24 protein-coding genes are annotated in these 22272 nt (G+C 57.5%); 11 read left to right on the plus strand and 13 right to left on the minus strand.

The features are described 5' to 3' along the window. Positions 1-35 precede the first annotated feature (35 nt). Positions 36-332 carry an HNH endonuclease gene (locus LCM21_RS13050; RefSeq protein WP_224890993.1) on the plus strand — a complete coding sequence of 99 codons (297 nt, stop codon included), beginning with the start codon at positions 36-38 and terminating at the stop codon, positions 330-332. Here LCM21_RS13050 and LCM21_RS13055 read toward each other — a convergent pair whose 3' ends face one another. From LCM21_RS13055 to LCM21_RS13065, 3 genes are read right to left on the minus strand one after another with little or no spacing between them, the layout of a single operon-like run. Then, the gene (locus LCM21_RS13055; protein WP_224890994.1) at positions 333-1070 is read right to left on the minus strand and encodes a VOC family protein; all 738 of its coding nucleotides are present in this window, start codon (positions 1068-1070) and stop codon (positions 333-335) included. Further along, on the minus strand, positions 1067-1675 hold the full coding sequence (locus LCM21_RS13060) for an enoyl-CoA hydratase/isomerase family protein (RefSeq protein WP_224890995.1): 609 nt from the start codon (positions 1673-1675) through the stop codon (positions 1067-1069). The genes LCM21_RS13055 and LCM21_RS13060 overlap by 4 nt, the downstream gene beginning before the upstream one ends. Beyond that, complete coding sequence (locus LCM21_RS13065; protein WP_224890996.1) at positions 1672-2421, minus strand: SDR family oxidoreductase; 750 nt, start codon at positions 2419-2421, stop codon at positions 1672-1674. Before LCM21_RS13065 ends, LCM21_RS13060 begins: the two co-directional genes overlap by 4 nt. Positions 2422-2553: 132 nt before the next feature. Between LCM21_RS13065 and LCM21_RS13070 the strand changes: the two genes are divergently transcribed. From LCM21_RS13070 to lpxK, 5 genes are all read left to right on the plus strand, one after another. Beyond that, positions 2554-4077, plus strand: a complete 1524-nt coding sequence (locus tag LCM21_RS13070) for a DUF2125 domain-containing protein (protein ID WP_224890997.1) — start codon at positions 2554-2556, stop codon at positions 4075-4077. 444 nt (positions 4078-4521) lie between these two features. Beyond that, complete coding sequence (locus LCM21_RS13075; protein WP_224890998.1) at positions 4522-5868, plus strand: TldD/PmbA family protein; 1347 nt, start codon at positions 4522-4524, stop codon at positions 5866-5868. Then, complete coding sequence (locus LCM21_RS13080; RefSeq protein ID WP_224890999.1) at positions 5855-6655, plus strand: inositol monophosphatase family protein; 801 nt, start codon at positions 5855-5857, stop codon at positions 6653-6655. The genes LCM21_RS13075 and LCM21_RS13080 overlap by 14 nt, the downstream gene beginning before the upstream one ends. Then, positions 6652-7875, plus strand: a complete 1224-nt coding sequence (locus LCM21_RS13085) for a 3-deoxy-D-manno-octulosonic acid transferase (RefSeq protein ID WP_224891000.1) — start codon at positions 6652-6654, stop codon at positions 7873-7875. The genes LCM21_RS13080 and LCM21_RS13085 overlap by 4 nt, the downstream gene beginning before the upstream one ends. Continuing rightward, positions 7875-8873, plus strand: a complete 999-nt coding sequence (gene lpxK / locus LCM21_RS13090) for a tetraacyldisaccharide 4'-kinase (RefSeq protein WP_224891001.1) — start codon at positions 7875-7877, stop codon at positions 8871-8873. Before LCM21_RS13085 ends, lpxK begins: the two co-directional genes overlap by 1 nt. A gap of 39 nt (positions 8874-8912) precedes the next feature. Here the strand turns inward: lpxK and LCM21_RS13095 are convergent, their stop codons facing one another. Together LCM21_RS13095 and LCM21_RS13100 are read right to left on the minus strand one after the other, a co-directional pair. Continuing rightward, on the minus strand, positions 8913-9575 hold the full coding sequence (locus LCM21_RS13095; protein WP_068337011.1) for a DsbA family protein: 663 nt from the start codon (positions 9573-9575) through the stop codon (positions 8913-8915). A 14-nt stretch (positions 9576-9589) separates the two neighbouring features. Further along, complete coding sequence (locus LCM21_RS13100; RefSeq protein WP_224891002.1) at positions 9590-10096, minus strand: DUF721 domain-containing protein; 507 nt, start codon at positions 10094-10096, stop codon at positions 9590-9592. A gap of 81 nt (positions 10097-10177) precedes the next feature. On the opposite strand from LCM21_RS13100, the gene mutY reads away from it, so the two are divergent. Together mutY and LCM21_RS13110 are read left to right on the plus strand one after the other, a co-directional pair. Continuing rightward, complete coding sequence (mutY, locus tag LCM21_RS13105; RefSeq protein WP_224891003.1) at positions 10178-11233, plus strand: A/G-specific adenine glycosylase; 1056 nt, start codon at positions 10178-10180, stop codon at positions 11231-11233. A gap of 59 nt (positions 11234-11292) precedes the next feature. Next, a complete protein-coding gene (locus tag LCM21_RS13110) occupies positions 11293-12429 on the plus strand; it encodes an alkane 1-monooxygenase (protein ID WP_224891004.1) in 1137 nt (378 codons plus the stop codon). A 78-nt stretch (positions 12430-12507) separates the two neighbouring features. Here the strand turns inward: LCM21_RS13110 and LCM21_RS13115 are convergent, their stop codons facing one another. The 4 genes from LCM21_RS13115 to LCM21_RS13130 form a co-directional block, all read right to left on the minus strand. Beyond that, positions 12508-13896 carry an adenylate/guanylate cyclase domain-containing protein gene (locus tag LCM21_RS13115; RefSeq protein ID WP_224891005.1) on the minus strand — a complete coding sequence of 463 codons (1389 nt, stop codon included), beginning with the start codon at positions 13894-13896 and terminating at the stop codon, positions 12508-12510. Between the two features lie 144 nt (positions 13897-14040). Continuing rightward, positions 14041-15144, minus strand: coding sequence for a site-specific DNA-methyltransferase (locus LCM21_RS13120; RefSeq protein ID WP_224891006.1), 1104 nt, complete (start codon positions 15142-15144; stop codon positions 14041-14043). Between the two features lie 106 nt (positions 15145-15250). Continuing rightward, positions 15251-15868: a ribonuclease HII gene (locus LCM21_RS13125; protein ID WP_224891007.1), complete on the minus strand. Its 618-nt coding sequence runs from the start codon at positions 15866-15868 to the stop codon at positions 15251-15253. Between the two features lie 111 nt (positions 15869-15979). Continuing rightward, the gene (locus LCM21_RS13130) at positions 15980-16468 is read right to left on the minus strand and encodes a hypothetical protein (RefSeq protein WP_224891008.1); all 489 of its coding nucleotides are present in this window, start codon (positions 16466-16468) and stop codon (positions 15980-15982) included. A 177-nt stretch (positions 16469-16645) separates the two neighbouring features. On the opposite strand from LCM21_RS13130, the gene LCM21_RS13135 reads away from it, so the two are divergent. From LCM21_RS13135 to LCM21_RS13145, 3 genes are all read left to right on the plus strand, one after another. Continuing rightward, positions 16646-16933, plus strand: coding sequence for a hypothetical protein (locus tag LCM21_RS13135; protein WP_224891009.1), 288 nt, complete (start codon positions 16646-16648; stop codon positions 16931-16933). Next, positions 16905-17606, plus strand: coding sequence for a winged helix-turn-helix domain-containing protein (locus LCM21_RS13140; protein ID WP_068336984.1), 702 nt, complete (start codon positions 16905-16907; stop codon positions 17604-17606). The genes LCM21_RS13135 and LCM21_RS13140 overlap by 29 nt, the downstream gene beginning before the upstream one ends. 102 nt (positions 17607-17708) lie before the next feature. Continuing rightward, on the plus strand, positions 17709-19280 hold the full coding sequence (locus LCM21_RS13145) for a DUF427 domain-containing protein (protein WP_224891212.1): 1572 nt from the start codon (positions 17709-17711) through the stop codon (positions 19278-19280). 92 nt (positions 19281-19372) lie between these two features. On the opposite strand, the gene LCM21_RS13150 is transcribed toward LCM21_RS13145, so the two are convergent. The 4 genes from LCM21_RS13150 to LCM21_RS13165 all read right to left on the minus strand — a co-directional run bounded on the left by LCM21_RS13150 (position 19373) and on the right by LCM21_RS13165 (position 22228). Beyond that, positions 19373-20164: a DUF1217 domain-containing protein gene (locus tag LCM21_RS13150; protein WP_224891010.1), complete on the minus strand. Its 792-nt coding sequence runs from the start codon at positions 20162-20164 to the stop codon at positions 19373-19375. Then, the gene (gene flbT, locus LCM21_RS13155) at positions 20161-20562 is read right to left on the minus strand and encodes a flagellar biosynthesis repressor FlbT (RefSeq protein WP_068336978.1); all 402 of its coding nucleotides are present in this window, start codon (positions 20560-20562) and stop codon (positions 20161-20163) included. Before flbT ends, LCM21_RS13150 begins: the two co-directional genes overlap by 4 nt. Further along, entirely contained in the window at positions 20562-20936 is a 375-nt protein-coding gene (gene flaF, locus LCM21_RS13160; protein ID WP_224891011.1) for a flagellar biosynthesis regulator FlaF, read from the minus strand. The genes flbT and flaF overlap by 1 nt, the downstream gene beginning before the upstream one ends. Before the next feature lie 77 nt (positions 20937-21013). Then, on the minus strand, positions 21014-22228 hold the full coding sequence (locus LCM21_RS13165; RefSeq protein ID WP_224891012.1) for a flagellin N-terminal helical domain-containing protein: 1215 nt from the start codon (positions 22226-22228) through the stop codon (positions 21014-21016). Positions 22229-22272: the final 44 nt, after the last annotated feature.

Here is a 22272-nt window from a genome sequence, read left to right on the forward strand (position 1 = left end):
CTTTCCGCTCCGTCCCGCGCATTTCTACGTGGGCCATGTCGAACAGTGATCCGATCTGCCCGCTCTGTGACCGCCCCATTCCGAATGGGGGCGGCAGCCTGCACCATCTGATCCCAAAACTCAAAGGGGGCAAGGGCGGACCGACGGTTTTGTTGCATGTCATCTGCCACAAAGAGGTTCACGCCACCCTGACCGAAGCGGAATTGGCCCGCGAGTTCAACACCGTCGAGGCCTTGCGCGTTCATCCCCGGCTTGAAAAATTCCTGCAATGGGTCCGGAAACGACCGCCCGGCTTTCGGTCGAAAGTTCCGGGCAAACGCCGTGGGCGGTGATCAACCCGGACGCACAGGATCACCAAAGGCATCGCGGACGGATACCGCCAGCCCCTGAACCTCTAACCCGCGATAGTCAGGTACCGGTGCGAATTGCGCCCCGGAAAGATGCTGGAATTCCAGCACCGTGTACGGTCGTTTCCAAAGCCATTCGCGGTTTGCAACAGACCAAATATCGGGGTCAGGCGGCGTTTCATCGGTGAAGGCATAGAAATGCAGGTCGAACCCCAATTGGGCCACATCCTGAATTGACAACAGCCGCATGCCTTGAGCACGGCAGAAAGCATCTTCGGCGGCGATATCCCCCGATCGCAAGGTGATCTGGCCGATGCAAGCTTTTGCAAATGGCGCGGCAGGATTGGCGGCGTTCATGGGGCGATTGGCCTGAAAATCATGTTGCAGCAACTCGATTACAAACCCTTCCGGGTCTTTTAGGTGACACATATAGCCAATGTCGAGAAACTGTTTCGGTTCCGAGACTTCGACACCTTTTTGGCGCAGACGGGATACGGCGAGATCAACATCCGGCACGGTGATCCCGATCTTCCAGTACCTTTGCCCGCCGTCATGGGTGTATCCACCTGCACCCGGCATCAAAAGAAGGTCCGCGTCCTGACCGGCATAGCCAACCCTGTGGTTCGGCCCTTGTGCTTGTGCCGTCATGCCCAAAGCATCCGCATAGAAACCTGCAAGCCGTTCGGGGTTCGCGACACGCAGAAACAAAGCGGACAATCTCATCGGCACATCCTTGCGATTCCTACCGCAATCTCAGGCGTGGCTGCCAGACTGTCAGCGACAAGCTCATGCGCCGTTTGCATCAGTTGATCGGGCTCAACCACTCGGTCAATCAGACCAAAGTCATAGGCTTCTTCTGCCGTAATCTTTTGCCCGGCCATAAGGATCATCTTGGTGCGCGCTGGCCCGATCAGGGCTGCCATACGCCCGGGATCTGACGGTTGCGGCAGAAAGCCCAATTTCATCACCGGGTAAAAGACCTTGGCGTGCGGCACTGCAATTCGAATGTCACAGGCCAAGACCATCCCGTTGGCCCCGCCCGCCAGCGTTCCGTTCAAGGCAGCAACGGTAAGACAGGGCAAAGCTGCAATTGCGCCCGATACCCGCTCCCAAAGGTCCGAGGTTGCAAGACCCGCCCGCGCCTCCTCCAAATCAGCCCCAGCACTGAAGACCTTGCCCGCACCGGTCAGAATCAGAGCGCGCGCCTCGGTCGCGGCCTCTGCGATTTCAGCCAGATCACTTAGCACCGCAGCCGTCAAAGCATTGGCCTTTTGCGGATTATTGAGCGTGACCGTCCACAACCCATCTGCCTTGGTCAATTCGATCACGTCAGCCCAACCCGTTTGCGGATATCTTCGCGCCGCAGAGAAACTTCGGTGCCCAAAAACTCATCCGCGTCGGGTGAACACATCCACAGCAACGCCCGCGCGGGCCAATCGGCGGGGATGTGATCGCTCCACTCCAACTGGCTGACGGCGTTGATGCCGCTCGCCTTGATCACGCGCTGCATATCCGTGGCAACGGTTCCGGGGGAAAGGCCCATGGCGCGGATGCCGTGTATCGACTCTTCAAGATGCAGACATTCGGTCAGCATCTTGGCCCCAGCTTTCGAGGCGCAGTAATGACTCCACGCTTCAATTGCATTAGACGCCGCGCCTGATGAAACGGTAATCACCGTCCCGCCTCCGGCAGCACGCATCACAGGCAGCGCCGCGCGCATTCCATGGAACACACCCTTGAGATTGATATCGATAGCCGCGCTCCAGGCTGCGACATCGGCATTGGACAAATGAGAGATCGGATCAATCACACCCGCGTTGCCGATCACGACATCCAACCCGCCGAAACGGTCCACACACTCTGCGACGGCCTGTTCAACCTGCGAAAAATTGCTGACGTCACATTGCAGCGCCATGGCTTGATCACCTAGCGCCTCGGCCAATGCGCCGATCTGATCGCCACTGCGCGCCACCAGTGCAACATTTGCCCCCGCTGCGGCAAAAACGCGCCCCGCCTCGGCCCCGATGCCGCGGCTGGCCCCTGTTATCAGTACGGTTTTGCCCTGCATTTCCACCCTGTACCTCCGTTGTTTTGAGATTAAGTGAATCTCTACCGCGCCAAGGGGGAAAGGGTCCAGCCCTTGCCCCTTGACGCCTGCCTCTGCAGGCACGACGATGCCGGCAAATTGATAAAGAAGGGTTCTCAGATGTCCGTTTTCCTTCGTCGCAGCAGCGGCGCAGTCTTAGCTTATGCCCTTGTCACCCAAGGCGCGCTCGCCGACGTCACCGCCCAACAGGTGTGGGATGACTGGCAAGCCTACTTGTCCCAGATGGGATATACCGTATCGGCAGAGCAATCGACAGCAGGCAATGTGACCACCATCACGGATATGAAGGTGGTCGCCACCGTTCCGGACGCTAGCGGATCGTTTGAGATGAACGTCCCGCAGATGACCCTGACCGAAAACGGCGATGGCACAGTCAATATCGGTCTGCCGGAAAGCCTTCCCATGACCTTGTCCGGTGAAGAGGATGGCGAGGCGTTCTCGGTCGATATCGAATACTACCACACAGGGCTGGAGATGGTGGTCTCGGGCGATCCTGACGATATGACCTATGACTATTCCGCGCCAGCGCTTGGACTGAAGCTGGGCGGCCTGCAAGTCGATGACGAGACCATTCCAGAAGACAGTCTGGACATGGATCTGAAACTATCCGACCTGGCTGGCAGCACGCGGATGAAAATCGGTGACTCCCGGTCAGTTGATCAGAATATGACAGCCGCGACGCTCACCTATGATCTGGTGTTCAACGACCCTGAAGGATCGGATGACGGCAAGATTAACGGATCACTGAACCAGCTTACGTTCGAGGGTACCAGCGTGGTCCCAGACGATTTCGACGGGACAGACCCGCAAGCCTTCTTTGAGAACGGCTTTTCATTCTCGGGTCTGTTTACCTATGCCTCCGGTCAAACCGCGATTGCAGGCACCAGCGAGGGCGAGGCATTCTCGATGGGAAGCGAATCCGAAGGCGGACGCTTTGGCGTCAGCATCGACGATCAGCGCCTGGCCTATGATGTCGAGCAGAACAGCTCGAAACTGGCGGTAACCACGGATGACCTGCCCTTTCCGATCGAAATCGCGATGGCAAATGCCGGTATGAAGTTCGAATTTCCGGTACAGCAATCCGAAGAGGTTCAGCCCTTTGGCTTTGCCATGAACCTGAAGGATTTCACCATGTCGGATGTGTTGTGGAGCATGTTCGATCCGGCAGGCGCCTTACCGCGTGACCCTGCAACCATTGCGTTGGACGCAACCGGCACTGCAAAAATACTGACAAACTTGTTCGATCCGGAATCGGTCGAAGCCATGGAGACCACGGGCGCTGCGCCGGGTGAGCTGCATTCGCTGAAGATCAACGAATTGCTGGTCTCTTTGGTTGGCGCAGAGCTGACCGGAGATGGCGACTTTACCTTCGACAATTCCAATGCGGCAGAGTTTGACGGTATGCCGACCCCTACGGGCGTGGCGAACCTGCAACTGGTGGGTGCCAACGCCTTGATCGACACGCTGATCAGCATGGGCCTGGTTGACGAGAACGAAGCGATTGGCGCGCGCATGATGATGGGCATGATGGCTGTTCCGGGCGACGCACCGGACACGCTGAACTCCAAGATCGAATTCACCGAAGACGGTCAGATTCTGGCCAATGGTCAGCGCATCAAATGATGCTCTCAGCGGTGAAGCTCAGCCTTAAATGGGCTTCGCCGCACTAGGAATTCAGGTTTCTAACTAAGTTCTTCCATCAGCGCCCGAGCGATGCGTCGTCCGGCCTTTCGGCCATCAAAAAGTGCCAGGATATTCGCATTTAACTTCTCGTTTGAAGGATTTTTGCTTCACAACAAAAAAACTTAGCGTGGTGCAACAGAACATGCCTTTGAGGTTCGGCCGTTAGGCCATGCTCGACGAACACGTTGAAAGGCACGATTACTGCAGAAACGTTCAACCTCCCTAAAACACCGAAGACGCGTCTGATTAAAGACCCAGACCCTTTGTCTGCCGCCTTCGAAACTAGGCGCGGTTTGCCGGGCTCAACGGCGACTCAATCTGCCCTAAGGTCTTGCGGGAAGGGCAGTCCAAGGCTAGGTCCAGTGCATTGCAACCGGAGGCCGCATGACCCGTACACCTGAAGATATCAGCCACGCCCTGCTGGATGCCGCCCGCAAAGCCGGGGCGGATGCTGCGGATGCTATTGTGATCGACGGATCTTCGGTCTCTGTCGAAGTCCGTGGCGGCGCGCTGGAACATGCCGAGCGGTCAGAGGGCACTGATCTTGGCCTGCGGGTCTTGCTGGGTCAGCGGCAAGCGATTGTATCCAGCTCGGACAGCCGCCCCGAAACACTGGCCACCATGGCCGAACGCGCCGTGGCCATGGCCCGCGAGGCACCAGAGGACCCGTTTGCCGGGTTAGCTCATTCTGACCAGTTGGCCACCGGCTGGGACCTTTCCGCGCTTGAACTTTTCGATCCAGCCCAGGAACCGGCGGCTGAGGATCTGTTGCAAGATGCATTGGCGGCCGAGGCGGCGGCGCTTGCGGTTCACGGCGTTTCGCAAGTTTCGGATGCGGCGGCGGGCTATGGCACGCATCGCGTGCATCTGGCTGCAACCAACGGCTTTTCCGGCGGTTATGCCCGCAGCAGCCGATCCACCTCTTGCGTCGCGATCTCGGGCGAAGGCACGGGGATGGAGCGCGACTATGACGGCGACAGCCGCACCTTCCAAAGCGACCTGCGCAGCCCCGACGAGATCGGCAGCACCGCCGGCGAACGCGCCGTGGCTTTGATGGGTGCCCGCAAGCCTGCCACAGGTACGTTTCCGGTCCTGTTTGACGAACGGATTTCATCCTCGCTGATCGGTCATTTGCTGGCGGCAATCAACGGGGCTGCAATTGCACGCGGGGCGTCCTGGCTGAAGGATTGCTTGGGCGAGCAAGTGCTGCCAGAGCATCTGTCGCTGATCGAAGACCCACATCGCCCACGCATCTCAGGCTCGCGCCCCTTTGATGCCGAAGGGTTGCCGACGCAACGGCGCGCCATTGTCGAAAATGGTGTCCTGACCGGTTGGACGCTGGACCTGTCCAGCGCGCGCAAACTGGAGATGACCTCGACAGGCAATGCGGCCCGCGGTGTGTCCGGACCGCCATCGCCCAGCAACTGGAACCTGAGTCTGACGCAGGGCAAACACAGCCGCGAAGACCTGCTGCGCGACATGGGCACCGGATTATTGGTGACGTCGATGATCGGGTCGACCATCAATCCGAACACCGGCGATTATTCGCGCGGGGCCTCGGGGTTCTGGGTCGAAAACGGAGAGATTACGCACCCGGTCAATGAATGCACCATCGCAGGCAATTTGCGCGATATGCTGAAACGGATCATCCCGGCAAACGACGCGCGGCCCTGGCTGTCGCGGGTTGTCCCCTCGATTCTGGTCGAAGGAATGACACTTGCCGGCAGCTGACCTGCAACTTCTGATCGACGCCGCATTAGAGGCCGGAAAGATCGCGACACGGTATTCGGGTGATACGGCGCAACGCTGGGATAAACCCGGTGGCGCGGGGCCGGTGACCGAGGCCGATCTTGCCGTAAACGCCATGTTGGAACAGCGCTTGCCCTTCGCCCGGCCCGGCTATGGCTGGCTAAGCGAGGAAACCGAAGACAACAGCGCCCGGCTGTCGAAGGACCGCCTGTTTATCATCGACCCCATTGATGGCACCCGCAGCTTTGCCGAAGGGTCGCGCACATGGGCGCACTCTCTGGCGGTTGCCGAGCGGGGCGAAGTAACGGCAGCGGTGATTTTCCTGCCGCGGCGCGATCTGCTTTACGCGGCTGCAAAGGGGCAAGGCGCGACGTTGAACGGTGCCCCGATCCGCGTTTCCGGAGTTTCGGCCTTAGAAACGGCCGAGATTCTGGCTGCCAAGCCCAACCTCGACCCGCGCCATTGGCGGCAAGGCGAAGTGCCGGAATTCAAACGGGTCTACCGCCCCTCGCTTGCTTATCGACTGGCGCTTGTCGGACAAGGCCGGTTCGACGGGATGCTGACGCTTCGGCCGAGTTGGGAATGGGATATCGCCGCAGGCGACCTGATTATCCGCGAGGCGGGCGGCACCTGCTCTGACCGGCTCGGTCATCCTCTGCGATTCAACAACGCAAATCCACGCCTGAACGGCGTGATTGCGGCGGGCGCGGCAGTGCACCAGATCTTGCGGGCACGGCTTGACCCCGACAGCACCGGCATTCGCCCATGAGCAAACCGCGTTCGCTCAGCCTGGCTGCATATAGGGTTCTGTCCTGGGGCGTACCTAACGCGGCCACCTTGTCTTACCCCAAGCGCCCGGAAGGTGAAGTCATTTGGGCGCATATCAGCACCCAAGACCGTCAACGCGCGGTGACCGATTTCTGCCGTCGCCTGCAACAGGTCCGGCCTAATTTAAATGTACTGCTGACAACCCCGCCCGGAGCCGATCTGTCGCGCTGGGATCAGTCCGAGTTTCCGCTTGTCGATCTGCCGTTGGAACAGACCGGCGCAGCGCGGGCGTTTCTTGATCATTGGCGCCCGGATATCGGCCTGTGGGTCGGGGGCGGCCTGATGCCAAATGTGATTACACGCGCCGATGAGCGGGGTATCCCCCTGATCCTTATCGAGGCGCAGATCGACATCAACATCGCGCGCGGTGCACGGTGGCTGCCCGATATCACCCGTTTTACGTTAGATTGCTTTCAATCGATTCTGGCCACAACGCCCGAAACGGTACGCACCATCCGACGCCTTGGTATCGCGTCAAGCAAGGTGTCCGAAGCTCCACCCCTGCATGTGAGTCCAAACCCTAAACCCTGGCCAGAAGATGAGCTGATCGAGATCACCCACGCGCTGGCCGGGCGTCCAGTTTGGCTCTCAGCCTGTGTGCTGGATACGGAATTCATCTCGGTCCTTACCGCCCATCGTCAGGCGCTGCGGATACTGCCGCGGCTAACGCTGGTGCTGCATGTGGCGGACGTGGCCGAGGCCGAGCCACTGCACCGCCGCCTGGAAAACATGGACCTGCGCTGTACCAACTGGGATACGGGCGGGCAGATCGAAGACACTACGCAGGTCATACTGTCGTCCGAACAGGAAGATCTGGGTTTGTGGCACAGGGTCTCGCCTGTCACTTTTATGGGCCGCTCACTTGAACGGGGCGCGGGCGGGCATGATCCGCTGGTTGGCGTTGCGCTTGGCTCATCCGTGATCCACGGCCCGTTTGTGCATCGTCATCAGCAGATATACGATCAGTTGGATCAGGCCGGGGCAACCCGCGTTGTCAGAACGGCAACCGAGCTGGGCGACGCTGTGGTTGAGCTGCTTTCGCCGGACCGCGCCGCGGATATGGCATTGGCGGGATGGCGGATCGTTTCCGAAGGCGCACCCCAGGCGGATAAACTGGTCGACATGGTACAGGATTGTCTGGATCAGCGGAGTGCGAAGTGATGCGGGCACCGAACTTTTGGAACACCGCGCCGGACCAACTGGATCTGCGCGCGCGTCTTCTGGCGCCGCTGGGGCACGTCTACGCCGCAGCCACGGCGCGACGGGTCGCGGCCGGCGTGGGTTACAAACCCGGTGTTCCGGTCATCTGCATCGGCAATCTGAACGCAGGTGGCACCGGTAAGACGCCGACCGTGATCTGGATGATCGAGCAACTGCGCGACGCCTGGCACCAACCACACGTCGTCACACGCGGTCACGGTGGGTCTCTGGATGGTCCGGTGCAGGTCGATCCGACCAAACACAGTGCCGCACAGGTTGGGGATGAGCCATTATTGCTGGCTGCCTTTGCCGAGGTTTGGGTCGCCAAGGACCGCGCCGCCGGTGCCCGCGCCGCAGCGGAAGCAGGTGCAACTGTGATTCTGCTTGATGACGGGTTTCAGAACCCGTCGGTCGCCAAGGACTTCTCGGTTATCGTGGTCGATGCGGCACGTGGCTTTGGCAATGGGTTGTGCCTGCCAGCAGGACCGTTGCGTGAACCTGTCGATGTCGGGCTGAAGCGCGCTGATCTGGTGTTGTCTCTGGGTGATGACGCGGCACAAACCGAATTTGCGGCTCGTTGGGGGCAAGCCCTGACCAAACTCCATGCAACAGGAGCGGTTGAACCCCTGCAAACCGGTATGGATTGGAGTGACACGCCTGTTCTGGCCTTTGCAGGGATCGGCCATCCCGAGAAGTTCTTTGCCACCCTTCGTCAACAAGGCGCCACACTGCTAAGGGCCGAAGCGCTGGATGATCACCAGCCTTTGACCCCGGCGCTGATGACGCGGTTGGAAAACGACGCCCGCCTGTTAGGTGCGCAGATGGTTACAACGGAAAAAGACGCGGTTCGCCTGCCACCTGCATTTCGAAGCAAGGTGATCACCCTTCCAGTGCGTCTTAGGGTAAATGAGTCCGACAAGGTCCGGCAGATGCTTTTGCGAATTGCCCCCTCGCCTTGAAAGGCGACCAGCCCTGAACAGGCTGGTCACATCAATTGCTTAGCTACCCAGTTCAGCCTCGATCAGCTTTTTAAAATCGGCATAAGACTGGTTGCCCACTTTCTCTCCGTTAATGATGAACGAGGGGGTGGATTGAACGCCGTCACGTTCGGCGTTTTCTTGATACCAGGCCACCAGCGTCTGAGCGCGTGTTCCGTCCTGAAGGCAAGCCTCAAGCTGATCATTGTCGATACCGGCCAGCCGCCCGATCTTGCGCAGTTCATCCACGATCTCGGCAGGGCCGCCTGCCTTGGTCCATTCGGATTGACCTTCATAGATCAGATCTGAAATCCCGAAGAACTTTTCAGGCCCGTCGCAACGCGCAACCATCGAGGCCCACAGACCATATCGGTCAAAATACACCTCCCGATAGATGAATTTCACCTTACCGGTGTCGATAAAGTCCTTTTTTAACTGCTTGAACGGGCCGTTATGGAAATTGGCACAATGCGGACAGGTGTAAGAGGCATATTCGATGATTTCGACCGGCGCATCCTCGGCCCCCTGCACCATCTCGACAATTGTCGAGGTGTCCAGATCGGCTTCTTGTGCTTCGGCGCTGCTGATCAGCGGATACGAAGACGTGGAATTCGACAGCGACAGCCAATAGCCGCCTGCGGCAATGGCGACAGCCGCGCAGATTCCAGTTGCAATACGGCTCATTTCTCAGCCCTTTCTCAGCGTTTTTGTTTGGATAGAACGTTACGACCCAGACGTTCAAGGGCTGCGCGCAAATCACCATCGTGAACCTCGCGTGCGGTCCGGTCTGCCTCGGCTGCAATCTCTGGATTGATTCTTGGTTTTGCCGGTTTCGGCTTGTGGTCAAAACTGGCCTGCCCCTCGGCAAACCCGGTCGGAGCGGTCTGCGTGATGCGCACCCGGCTGATGGCGTTGTAGCCATAGACGGAGTTCACCTTGTCGCGCAGTTGTTCTTTTTGCATCTCAAGCATTGGGGCTTGCGGACCGGTGGTCAGCACCGTCAACGTCGCGCCAATACCACCCTTGCCATAGCCGACATTCACTGGCCTCGCGATAGCGGCCAGATCCTGCCCGACAATTTCAGCCCAATGGGTCAACAGACGTGACACGGCAAAACCCCGGCTTTCCCCGGCGCGCCTGATCTGGTCGTTCAGCAATGTCGCGGTGCGTTTGAACCCGCGGGTCGAAGAACGTCTGCGCTGCATCTGGTTTCCAACTCCTGCGCCGCTATTGTAATGGGCATGACACCGGGCGCCAGAAAAACCCGACAAAGAGATAGATAAAACTTGCGTGACGCTATTCAATCTGACCTGAGCACCGACCTGCTGGACTGGTACGACCGCAACGCCCGTGTGATGCCGTGGCGCGTTGGGCCGGGCGACCGGGCAGCAGGCGTTATGCCCGACCCTTACCGGGTCTGGCTGTCCGAGGTGATGTTGCAGCAAACCACCGTTGCTGCCGTGCGCGATTACTTCACCCGCTTCACCACGCGCTGGTCGACAGTTCAGGCGCTGGCTGCCGCCCCCGACGATCAGGTGATGGGGGAATGGGCTGGGCTGGGCTATTACGCCCGCGCCCGCAACTTGCTGAAATGTGCCCGTGTGGTGGCCGATGATTATGGCGGAGCATTCCCCGATACCTACGATGCCCTGCTGAATCTTCCGGGGATCGGTCCCTATACCGCTGCTGCTATCGCGGCCATCGCCTTTGACCGTCCCGAAACGGTGCTGGACGGCAACGTCGAACGCGTGATGGCCCGCCTGCATGACATCCACGAGCCTCTGCCGGGATCAAAGCCGGTACTCAAAAACAAGGCCGCTGCACTTACGCCGAACACGCGCCCCGGCGACTACGCACAGGCGGTGATGGATCTGGGTGCCACGATCTGCACACCCAAGTCACCCGCCTGTGGAATTTGCCCGCTGCGGGACCCCTGTCAGGCCCGCGCGGCCGGAACACAGACCGATCTGCCGCGTAAAACGCCCAAAAAGCCCAAGCCAACGCGTTATGGCCATGTCTACATAGCCCAGCGCGAAGACGGAGCCTTGTTGTTGGAGCGTCGCCCCGACAAGGGGCTGCTCGGCGGTATGTTGGGCTGGCCCGGGTCCGATTGGTCAGATACGCCGGTCAACACACCCCCTTTTTCAGCGGACTGGCAGGAATTGGCGGGCGAGGTTCGCCACACGTTCACCCATTTCCACCTGATCCTGCGTATATGGACCGCCCCGCTGCCTGCCGGGCTCCACCCACATCGTTTAATTGTGTTAGACAAACATGCTTTCCGCCCCAGCGACCTGCCAACCGTGATGCGCAAGGCGCATGATCTTTGGCGCAATCGGTAACCCATTGTGCGGTGTAACGGACTTGGACTAGTCTCGGCCCAGTTGTTCGGAGCTTGGGAATGATCGCAACAGAAACTCTGTCCCGCTGGCAATCGGCCCTGCCCTTTTGGGTCTCATTCCTGTTGATTCCACTGATCTGGTTTACGGCGATTGCAGGTGGCTGGTGGGTTCTGCTGGTGCCGCTGTCGACATGGTGGGTTTTTGCTGTTCTGGATCGGCTGACCGGCCTTGAAATTCGAAACGCCGACCCCAACACTCAAGACCCGGTTCTGCGCTGGTACGTCCTGCTGACCAAGGTCTGGGTTCCGGTACAGTTTCTGACCCTTTACGGATTGATCTGGTACGCAACACATGCTGACCACCTGTCGACTTTGGCAAAGATAGGTCTGTTCTTTGGAATGGGCGTGATTTCGGGGACAGTTGGTATCAATTACAGCCATGAGTTGATGCACCAAAAAGGACGGTTCGAACGCTGGCTGGGCGACATCCTGTTGGCAATGGTGCTTTATTCCCATTTCCGTTCGGAGCATTTACTGGTGCATCACCGCTTTGTCGGGACGCCGCGCGACCCGGTAACTGCACGATACAACGAAGGCTTTCACCGCTTCTATCCACGGGTGTTGAAACAATGCCTCGTCTCTGCCTTCAAGGCTGAACGCAAAAAATTGGCTCGTAAGGATCGCCGCTGGACTGATCGCACTAACCCGTTCTGGCGCTACTGGGCACTGCAGGGCACCATGCTTGGGCTGGCCGCCCTTATCGGAGGCTGGTCCGGCCTCGCCCTGTTCCTGATCCAGGCGGGCACAGCCATTTGGCAGCTGGAACTGGTCAATTACGTCGAACATTACGGCCTGACCCGGAAACATTTGGGAGATGGCAAGTATGAACATGTCCAGCCGCGTCATTCCTGGAATGCCTCACAAAAAGCGTCGAACTGGTTGTTGATCAACCTGCAACGCCACTCGGATCACCATTACAAACCGAACCGCCGCTTTCCCCTGTTGCAGCATCACCCCGACGACACTGCCCCACAATTGCCCTATGGCTATCCAGTCATGACAGTCGCCGCGATGATCCCGCCACTCTGGCGCCGTGTGATGAACCCGCGCGTCCGCGCATGGCGGCGCCAACACTACCCCGAGGTCAAGGACTGGGTCCCCTACAACAGGTCGCAAAACCCCTTACCGCGCGCGTAACCGCAGCGCGCGACTGCGCGCTGCCCGGCCCAACGATCTGACTTGCATCTTCGATGCATGCCAGATTGGCGGGAGCCGCTACGCCCTCATCACCCAGAGGTTCATCGGGGCGTCTATGCCTCGAACAGCCTGATTCTGCTGGCTTTCAAATCCTGCCATCACATCTGATGCAAGATGGCTTTCGCGTTCCAACTGGCTTTGAACGGCATCGCTGATCACGACCCTTGCCGGAATGTCACGGGTAAGCGCCTCTAGCTTGGCTGCCACATTCACGGCATCGCCAATCACCGCGAATTCCAGTCTGTTGGCACCGATATCGCCCAACACCACAGACCCAAAGTGGACCCCGATCCCAACCTTGATCTCGGGCTCTCCTGCGCGGCGGCGTTCCGAGTTCCAGCGATCAATGACACCGACCATATCCACCGCGCAGGCCACCGCGTTTGTGGCATCCAGCGGCGTCGGCACCGGTGTCCCGAACGTAGCCATCAACCCATCACCCAAATACTTGTCCAGCGTCCCGTGATGGCGAAACACCGCAGATTCCATCCGGGCGTGGAAACCACGCAAAACCTCGATGACGTCATAGGGATCGCGGCCTGCGGCATATTTCGTGAACCCCACGATGTCGATGAACAAAACCGCTACGTTCTCTTTGCGCACCTGCTTCAGAGGCTCGTCGTTCTGGCTGAGTTCTTCCACAACATTGGGTGAAAAATATCGCGACAGGTTCGCCCTTTCGCGTTCAAGCCCCGCATTTGTCATCAGCAGCCGGTTTAGGCGCCGCATTGACACGCCCAACGTCACCGCCACCATCATGAATACGATCACCTCCTGTATGCGATGTGACGGCATAAAGCTGTTGGGGTCCAACAGTTCGGCCACCGCCGGATACCCGGACAAAGCCTCGGCGACGCGCTCGCTAAGGCCAGGCATCGGGGTCGCCACCCACCAGGCTATTATCCATCCGACGGTCCAGATCCCGGCTGTCCATGACCCTATCGCAATCACTGTCCGCCAGGAATATGCCAGCGTACCCGCTGCCAGAATGATAAAGAAGTACTGGAAGTTATCGAACCGGTACTGCATCGCCAAAGGCCGGACATCGTCGCTGAACGGGTTGGGCAGGATCATCCCAAGCGTCATGATCAGCAGGTCCACAAAGATCAGCAGCAACTCGACCCGTGATTGCCCAACGCGCCCTGCCCGTCGGATCAGCCAGCCATTTGCGCAGATCAGCAGCAGAATGAAGTGATACCACAACACATCCCACTGAGGGTTCAGGAAAACCAACAGAACCCCGGTCAGCGCCATCGCCAGCCAGCGCGCACGGACGGCAAGTTCCAGACCTTCGCGTTTGTGACGCTCCAGCGCGGCTTCGGTGTATTTGTTTTCAAGGTCGACAGTGTCCGGGCGGGTCACGAAAAACCGATCAAAGCGGGATCCGCTGGCTGTGGTGTCCGACATTGCACAAGCTCCTTCACTGCGCCGCAGAATACAGAAAGCGCATGTTCAAACCAAACGCCCGGAAAAACAAAAGACCCCGCCGGGCTCGGCGGGGCAAGGCTTAGTGCCTTGTGTCAGGCCACAGGCACCGGCGGTGTTCGTAAATCAGTTGTGCATCTCGGCCCGTATCTGCTGCCGCAGAACGTCGATCGGAACTGTCTTTCCATCGCGTTTAAAGCACCAGTAGGTCCAGCCATTGCAGGACGGTGCATTCTCCAAATGCGCTCCGACCTGATGGATCGAGCCTTTTACGTTTTGTCCGACCAACGTGCCATCAGCACGAACCTTGGCTTTGTGGCGCTGGTTCATGGAATAGAGCTCTTCGCCGGGGCGGAGCATGCCGCGTTCAACCAGTTGGCCGAATGGCACGCGAGGCTCGGCGCGCTTGCTGGCGCTGACTTCCAACGCCTCGCGGTCGAACTTCCGGACCTTGGCGATACGCTTTTCGGCCACCTTGCGATAGCTTTCCTCACGCTCAATCCCGATGAATTCTCGCCCCAGCATCTTTGCAACCGCGCCCGTTGTACCGGTGCCAAAGAACGGATCCAGGACAACATCGCCCGGATTGGTCGAGCCGATCAGAACGCGATGCAACAACGATTCAGGCTTTTGCGTTGGATGCGCTTTGTCGCCGTTTTCGTCCTTGAGGCGCTCATGCCCGGTGCAGATCGGCAGAACCCAGTCGCTGCGCATCTGCACGCCTTCATTCAGCGCCTTCAATGCCTCATAGTTGAACGTATATTTCGCACCTTCACGCTTGGACGCCCAGATCATCGTCTCATGCGCGTTGGTGAATCGCTTGCCACGGAAATTCGGCATCGGGTTCGATTTGCGCCAGACCACATCGTTCAGAATCCAGTATCCGGCATCCTGAAGGGCCGAGCCGACGCGGAAGATATTGTGGTAGGACCCAATAACCCAGATCGCGCCATTCGGCTTGAGCAGGCGATGCGCCGCCTTGAGCCAGTCGCGGGTGAATTGGTCATATGCAGCAAAGCTGGAAAACTGGTCCCAGTGATCGTCGACCGCGTCTACCTGGCTGTTGTCGGGGCGGTGCAGCTGGCCTTTCAACTGCAAATTATAGGGCGGATCTGCAAAAATCAGGTCCACCGCCGCCTCGGGCAGACTGTTCATCACGTCGATGCAGTCCCCGGATAGAATCGTGTTTAACGAGAGCGCGGCTGCGCCCTTTGTCTTGGTCGTTGTCATATTGCTGCCTCAAGTTCCACGGCGCTTTTGCGCTCATTTGGTTGAGACAAGGATGAGTCAAAGACGAATCGCCGTCAATTTCTTTTTTGAATCATGGACTTACGATTTACTCTTGATACAAGATATTGTGGACTGGTTTGAACGAACGTCTATGGTGTGGGGTCACACCAAGATTTTGCAGCGCCTCTTTGTGTTGTTTCGACGGATAACCGGCGTTTGTCTCCCACCCATAGCCGGGGTGCTGTTGCGCCAAATCCACCATCAGTTGATCGCGCCAGTTTTTCGCTATGATCGAAGCAGCCGCAATTGATACAGAATGCGCGTCACCTTTAACCACTGCCCGGGCCGGGATCGTCAGGCCGCGCGGAACCAGGTTTCCATCAATCAGCAGAAAGTCCGGCGCTGGGTCCAAAGCCGCCACTGCACGCTCCATCGCCAGATGTGATGCCCGCAATATATTGTGTTCATCGATCTCGGACACCGAGGCTTCGGCAACGGCAAACTCTGCCCGGTCACGCAGCACAGCCTCAAGCGCGATGCGCCGCTTCGCCGTCAGCTTTTTCGAATCGTGCAATCCTGCGGGAATATCCTCGGGGTTCAGAATCACGGCACACGCGACCACCGGTCCGGCCAATGGTCCGCGGCCTACCTCATCAACGCCGGCGATCCGCAGATATCCCTGCGCAAGGGCGGCTTTCTCAATTTCATAATCCGGTAACGTCATGCGGTCCGGGAAATCGCGTTTTTAAGACCATAGCAAGGGGAAAAGAGAGGGTAGCTTGCGCCACCCTCTCCCGCGGGGCGCTTCTTTGGCGCCGCTCCTGCTCGAAACCGGTTATCTGGAACCCACACGGTATCCTTGCTGACGCAGGCAGCCGGGGTGGTAGGCGCGCTTGACCTTTTTGCCATTCCAGAACCTGACCTTGCACTGGTTCGGCAAGCTGTTGCTGTATTTGTAATGGTTCCCCAGGCACGTCTGCCCCAACAGCCGCTGATCAGGTGAATACCCTTTGAAGGTGCGCAGGCATCGTTGCGGCAGAGTATAGCGCGCAACACGTTTCGGCAGTGGACGAACGTGATGCGGCCTGTCCTTTGGCCTTTTATACACGTGGTCATGCGGTGCCTTATATACGTGATTGTAGTTATGTGTAACGGTGTTCTTTTTGTCGTCATCGCTGAAGTGCTTTACAGCGGCCCCAAGCAACGCGATTGCAGCCAGCCCGCCAATAATATCCCCAACATCTGCCGCCCGCGCCTGCGACGCTGAAATGCCCGTGATGGCAACCGCCGAAGCCACGATCAAAGCTATGAATTTCCTGTGCATGGTTCTTGTCCTTCAGGTGTCTTGAGGTGACCCGGTCGCGGGCCTTGTGCTCGATGCCCTGACACTGGCAATCCCCCACCCAGACAAGCAATAACGGGTCCCTGTTATCCGATATCAGCGCCGCGAAACCCCTTCGGTTATTGAATATCGCGCCAACCCATGCGCAGGATGCGGCCTATGAAACAGATCCTCTCTTCTCTGATCCTGCTGGCCCTGATAACGCTTGGCACCGCCGCTGCGGCGGAGGATTGCTATGCCGACTACAAGGCCAAAAAGGACAATCCGCTGCGTCTGCACTATGGCGTTATGCAGGTGTCATCCTGCGGCAAAGGGCAGGCAAATCAAGAAGTCGCCCAGCGCCTCAAAGGGTCGGGCTGGACCCTGCTGAACGTCATATCCGTGTTCGGATCGGAAGGGTTGGATAAAAGGAAGGCCAATGCCGGACAATTCTATCTCCGTTACTGAGGCTCGCCGGTCCGGTGTCAGGCTGGTCGGCGCCGGCATTGCGGCGATCGTCGTAATTCTGGTGACGGCAGCCGTTTTCCTGTTTTGGACGTTGCCGGATGCCAATGCTTTCAACGCCAAGGTCGAGCGCCTGTTCGTCGAAAGCGATCTGACCTCGCAGGCCGAGATTCGTTTGCTTGAGATACTGGCCCAATCCGGCACGGCCTTTGCCGATACCCTGTCCAGCTATCGTATGGTGATTTTTGTATTGCTCGTTTTCGCCACTGCCATGCTGGTATCAGCACTGGTTTTTCTGGTGATGCTGGTCTTGCTGAACAGACGCATGGCGCAGATCGAACGCACAGGAATTCAGGTTACCTCGCTTTTGATCAGCCGTGAGGAAAATACCGTCTACCTCAACAACATGGATTTCAAACTGACCCCCGCCGCGATGGAAACGCTGTCGGTACTGGCTGAATCCCGTTTGGATGACGAAGTTCTGTCCGGCGCCCAGATCGAGGCGATGATTTCGGGTAGAGACGCCGCTGATTGCGACGAATCCGCAGGCGCCACCCGTATCAAGCGGTTGCGGGATGCCCTGGGAAATCAGATGGTCAGCGAGTTGCTGGTCAAGAATATCGCCAAAAAAGGCTACATGCTGTCGATCGAAAAAGACGTGATTCAGATGGTTTGAACAGGTCGCACAGGTCATGCGCGCGAAAAAGCCGGTTACACCCCTTGGAATAAACCCATGTAGGACCCATGCTATGGAATAGTCACGTCAGGGAGTCTGATGATGAATGTGCACACCACCCCAAAGACCAAAGGTTTTGGCATCTCGGTCGAAGACCTGACCGGGCGGGTCGCGATCTACCGCGATAAAACCCTATTGGCTGAAAGTACCCGTGCAAAGGTGATGTACGAAACGCGCTTGCCAGCCACCATTTACGTCCCCCGCGCAGATGTTCGCGTCGATATGGGTGATGAAAGCGAGTTACAGACCTTTTGCCCGTTCAAGGGGACGGCGACCTATCACGACGTTATTCTGGAAGACCAGCGGTTGGCCAACTCTGTTTGGGCCTACGAAGACCCGCTGCCTGAAAGCCTTGCCATTCGAGGCTATGTTGGCTTTGTGCCGGACGCCTACACGCATGTCGACCTGGGTGAGAACACTCTCCGAGATGCTGAGGATGGCAATATCAGCGGCCCACTAATCGACTGGCTGATGCGCCGCGCATCTGACAGCAAGACGCCCGAGGCTTTCACCAAGGCGCTTGCCGAAAAGATGCTGGAGCATGGGATAGCGATCCAGCGTCTCAGCATTTTGACGTGGTCTTTGCATCCATTGATCGCAGGTAAGCACTATATTTGGGAGAAAGGCGCGGCCGAGATTTCGACCAATGTGCCAACTTATGAAATCCATGACCACCCGGCCTATATCAACAGTCCCTTACGCCACGTCTCGAACGGGCTGGGCGGTGTTCGCCAGCGGTTGAATGACGACAACCCGCATAACAGCTTTCCCATAATGGAAGACCTCAGGGCCAAGGGAGCAACAGACTACGTCGCGATGCCGCTACCGTTTTCGGATGGGCGCACAAACGTTCTGACCTTGACGTGCGATCACCCAGACGGATTCACTACCGAGAATCTTGGGCTGGTTTTCGAATGTTCGTCGGTTATTGCCCGGTTTTACGAAGTTTTCATGCAACGCGAGAATGCGCAGGTTCTGCTTGAGACCTATGTTGGCAAACGCTCGGGCGCACGGGTTTTGGGCGGTGAAATCAGGCGTGGCGATGGGGATGAGATCGACGCGGCAATCATGTTCTGCGATCTGCGCAATTCCACCAGTCTTGAGGAACAGCTTGGCCGCGCGGACTATATCAACTTGCTAAACGACTTTTTCGAAACCGTATCAGGTATCGTGCATGACAACGGTGGCGAGGTTTTGAAATTCATCGGAGACGCTGTTTTGTCGGTCTTTCCCGAAGGCGAAGATTCAATCGTGGCGCGCGGTAATGCGCAGCGTTCAGCGATTGCGATCGTCGAAAAGCTAGGTGAACTGCGCCAATCCGGCACCGAAGCCCATTGCGATTGTTCAATCGGGATAGCCTACGGGCAGGTTACCTATGGCAATGTCGGGTCGCGCGAACGGCTGGATTTCACTGTCATCGGTCAGGCCGCGAATGTTGCAGCCCGGCTGGGTGAATACGGTAAGTCGTCGGGGCACCGCATTGTCGTCTCGGGGGATATACAACCCGCATGCACCAGCGCCATACCATTAGGCGATATCAAACTGCACAACGTATCACTGCCTGTAACATCCTTTGCGCTAAGTACGTCGGCGGATGCAGTGCTGAATGCCTAATGGCCCGCAGCGTTCGTCGGCCAGACGGATTGCTGCCTGGTATGATTTGCTTTTTTGGTGCCTGAAATCGCGGAAAATCCAAATTTACCGCGTTATGCCCTGAGCAGAATCAATGCCGTCTGACCCGGTGATATCGTGCTTTGCAATTGCTTTATCTGACTGCGGGCTTGATATGTATCCGTCAGCTTGGCAATGGCTGCCTCATCGGTGAACTGCGCAAGATCATCTGACCCTGTCAGACGTGACAACCTGTCTTTGAACACCTCAAGCTGCCTGTCGATATCAACTTGCCCGAAGCTTGACGGCAGACCCAAAGCCGTCTCCATCATGCTCCGCAGCGGCGGCTGGCCCATCAGATCAAACCATTTGGTATCTACGCTGTTGTCCTGAGATGCCAAATCCGTCAAGGAGCGCTGTGCGTAAAGCGATATACGCATTGTCTCATCCGACTCACCGACTGCGATTTCAAACTGGGACACAACATTGTCCTGGGCAACCTCCTCCATAAACGTGATCAACCCGGTTTTGCGAATTTCACCCGGTCCAAGCCCAAATGCCTTGGAGAACTCCCGATATCGCTTGTCAGCCAGCCGGTTTGACAGCGCGTCACCAGCTGTGGTGCCATCGGACAGTATTTTCTGGATGAAGAAGCGGTTGTTGATGTCACCGTCCAATCCGAAGGCTCCCAACGCCACTTGCAACAAGCGCCGGTCCGAAACCAAATCTTCAGCCGTCTGAACCTTGCTGATGTTGTCCAAAAAATACTTGGTCTCTCTTTCATTAACAGAGGAGGATGAAAAACTTTGCAGTTGCGCGCCGTAGGTACGCTGCAGAAAGCGCCAGCCCACGATTCCGTTTGCGGGGACTACTGGCTGAAAAGTCATTGCTGATACGCCATCAGGCGTTCTTCGCGCGGCAACAGGGCGCGAAGCGATTTCAGGCATTTATAATACTGTTTGGCCAGCAATGCTTCGGTGGCTTCAGACAGCACCTGACGGCTGTCTAAGTCGGTAAAAACCTGACTCAACTCTTCAACACGCCGCAAAAGCTGTTGGTGCGCCTGTTCGGGCTCCATGTCACCGGATAGAACAAGCTGGGCAGCATAACAGACCCGCCGAACCGGAGTATTCACCTCATCAGGGTGGATGGCATCACGCAGACGCAGGACATTTGCCCCGGGCGTCATTATCGAAAACCGACTGCGGCGGTCGCCATTCTCCACGACCACACCGTTGATTAGCACCCTCTCTTTCGGTGCCAGTTTCAGAACCAGCCCAGCCATCACGTCAAACCAATCTGCCGCAAGCCACGCAGGACGGCCATGTTGATCTCAAGCAAAGGTTCTACGGTCGCATTGTTGCTCAGAACCTGGGTGCTGTGCTGTTCCGTGAACTCTGCCAAATAGAAAATCCGCGCGCGCAGATCGTCGGGAAGGCCGTTGTCGGAATCCATTACATCCGTAGCCAAAACGGTCCACAAACGGCGGTTTTCGTGAAGTGCCTGAACGAACCCGGCATAGTCGGTTTTGCGCCGGGTGGTCGCAGCCTTGAGCCGATGCGTAATTTTTGAAATCGCTTCGAATTCGGTATCGCGCGGGGTACGCGTTGGAGCGGAGGTCTGCGCATATGCGCGCCGGGCGAGAGTTTGCGGTGTCACTTGAATTCCTTCCAATAGGCCGTCTTTTGGCGGTCAGGGTCGGGGCGCGTGGTTGCGCCCCGACCGGGTTCCGAAGATTAACGGAACAATGACAGGATCGACTGCGGTGCCTGGTTTGCGATCGACAGCGACTGGGTTGCCAACTGCTGCTGTACCTGCAGGGCCTGAAGGCGGGCCGATGTTTCTTCCATGTCGGCATCGACAAGCGACCCGATACCGGATTTGAACGAGTCAGTAAGGTTCGCAATAAACTCTTTCTGGGTCTCAATCCGGTTTTGGACCGAACCAAACGCAGCCGACGCATCGATGGCGGTGTCAATAAGACCCGTGATCGTACCCAATGCTGCACTTGCACCAGCTTTTGTCGTTACGTCAATTGAAGACAACGCACCCAGACCACCGGAACCTGCGTTCGTAAACTGTGCCGAAACGGTCAAATCCTGATCCGCAGCAGCAGTCGCAAAGGCCAGTTCATCTGTAGTTTGGGTAATCGTAAGACCCTTGATACCCAAAGCGTCGATTTGGCTCTTCAAGCCAGCTGCAACTTTGGTATCGGTGTTGGGCGCATTATAGACTGCATCAATATCAGATGCCTGCACTGTATAGGATACGCTCTGGCCACCTACGGTGACTGAGATTTTGTCACCCACTGCAAAATTGTCAGTTGCGCTGTTGAAGTTAAGGTTTCCCGAACCGCCGCTTTTGTCCAAGGAAAAGCTAGCCACATCTCCGTCAGTACTTGCGTTGTCAGAATCATCAAGAACGTTTTTCGCCGAGTAGCCGCCGGTCGACAGGTTCTGAGCATTAACGGTGATCGAAGAATCCTTCACGGCACCAGAACTGTCACGATCCAACGACGACAGAATCTTAGCTGATGCTGTGTCTCCGTTCACCAGATTGAGACCGTTAAACTGGGCCGCGCTGACAACCGAAACAATCTGGTCTTTCAGCGCTGTAACATCGGCATCGATCTTATCCCGTTCGACGTTGTCTTCCTGGGCCGCGACGACTTTCTCTTGAATCTGGATCAACAGGTCGGTCACGGTTTCTGACGCGTTACGAGCCACCGCAACAGTCGATTCACCCAGTGCCAGGCTGTCTTTGATCGCATTGAAGCTCTTGACGTCGGATTCCATAACTTTGGAGATCGCCCAAACTGCCGAATTGTCTTTGGCGGTTGCAACATCCTTACCAGTTGCGATCGCGTTCTGGGTTTGCCCCAGATTCTTATTGACCATTTTCAGGGTTTGCAGCGCCACCATTGCGCCATTGTTTGTCAGAATGCTGGACATAGCTTTCTTCCTTTGTGTTCGGGCACTTTGCGCCCATGCTTACC

Origin of the sequence: Ruegeria profundi, from assembly GCF_020171505.1 — a bacterium.
GTDB lineage: Bacteria > Pseudomonadota > Alphaproteobacteria > Rhodobacterales > Rhodobacteraceae > Ruegeria > Ruegeria profundi.

Coding starts and splice junctions, on each gene's coding strand:
- LCM21_RS13050 (WP_224890993.1), top strand. CDS start 36: ATGTCGAACAGTGATCCGATCTGCCCGCTCTGTGACCGCCCCATTCCG.
- LCM21_RS13055 (WP_224890994.1), bottom strand. CDS start 1,070: ATGAGATTGTCCGCTTTGTTTCTGCGTGTCGCGAACCCCGAACGGCTT.
- LCM21_RS13070 (WP_224890997.1), top strand. CDS start 2,554: ATGTCCGTTTTCCTTCGTCGCAGCAGCGGCGCAGTCTTAGCTTATGCC.
- LCM21_RS13075 (WP_224890998.1), top strand. CDS start 4,522: ATGACCCGTACACCTGAAGATATCAGCCACGCCCTGCTGGATGCCGCC.
- LCM21_RS13085 (WP_224891000.1), top strand. CDS start 6,652: ATGAGCAAACCGCGTTCGCTCAGCCTGGCTGCATATAGGGTTCTGTCC.
- lpxK (WP_224891001.1), top strand. CDS start 7,875: ATGCGGGCACCGAACTTTTGGAACACCGCGCCGGACCAACTGGATCTG.
- LCM21_RS13095 (WP_068337011.1), bottom strand. CDS start 9,575: ATGAGCCGTATTGCAACTGGAATCTGCGCGGCTGTCGCCATTGCCGCA.
- LCM21_RS13100 (WP_224891002.1), bottom strand. CDS start 10,096: ATGCAGCGCAGACGTTCTTCGACCCGCGGGTTCAAACGCACCGCGACA.
- LCM21_RS13110 (WP_224891004.1), top strand. CDS start 11,293: ATGATCGCAACAGAAACTCTGTCCCGCTGGCAATCGGCCCTGCCCTTT.
- LCM21_RS13115 (WP_224891005.1), bottom strand. CDS start 13,896: ATGTCGGACACCACAGCCAGCGGATCCCGCTTTGATCGGTTTTTCGTG.
- LCM21_RS13120 (WP_224891006.1), bottom strand. CDS start 15,144: ATGACAACGACCAAGACAAAGGGCGCAGCCGCGCTCTCGTTAAACACG.
- LCM21_RS13125 (WP_224891007.1), bottom strand. CDS start 15,868: ATGACGTTACCGGATTATGAAATTGAGAAAGCCGCCCTTGCGCAGGGA.
- LCM21_RS13130 (WP_224891008.1), bottom strand. CDS start 16,468: ATGCACAGGAAATTCATAGCTTTGATCGTGGCTTCGGCGGTTGCCATC.
- LCM21_RS13135 (WP_224891009.1), top strand. CDS start 16,646: ATGAAACAGATCCTCTCTTCTCTGATCCTGCTGGCCCTGATAACGCTT.
- LCM21_RS13140 (WP_068336984.1), top strand. CDS start 16,905: ATGCCGGACAATTCTATCTCCGTTACTGAGGCTCGCCGGTCCGGTGTC.
- LCM21_RS13145 (WP_224891212.1), top strand. CDS start 17,709: ATGAATGTGCACACCACCCCAAAGACCAAAGGTTTTGGCATCTCGGTC.
- LCM21_RS13150 (WP_224891010.1), bottom strand. CDS start 20,164: ATGACTTTTCAGCCAGTAGTCCCCGCAAACGGAATCGTGGGCTGGCGC.
- flbT (WP_068336978.1), bottom strand. CDS start 20,562: ATGGCTGGGCTGGTTCTGAAACTGGCACCGAAAGAGAGGGTGCTAATC.
- LCM21_RS13165 (WP_224891012.1), bottom strand. CDS start 22,228: ATGTCCAGCATTCTGACAAACAATGGCGCAATGGTGGCGCTGCAAACC.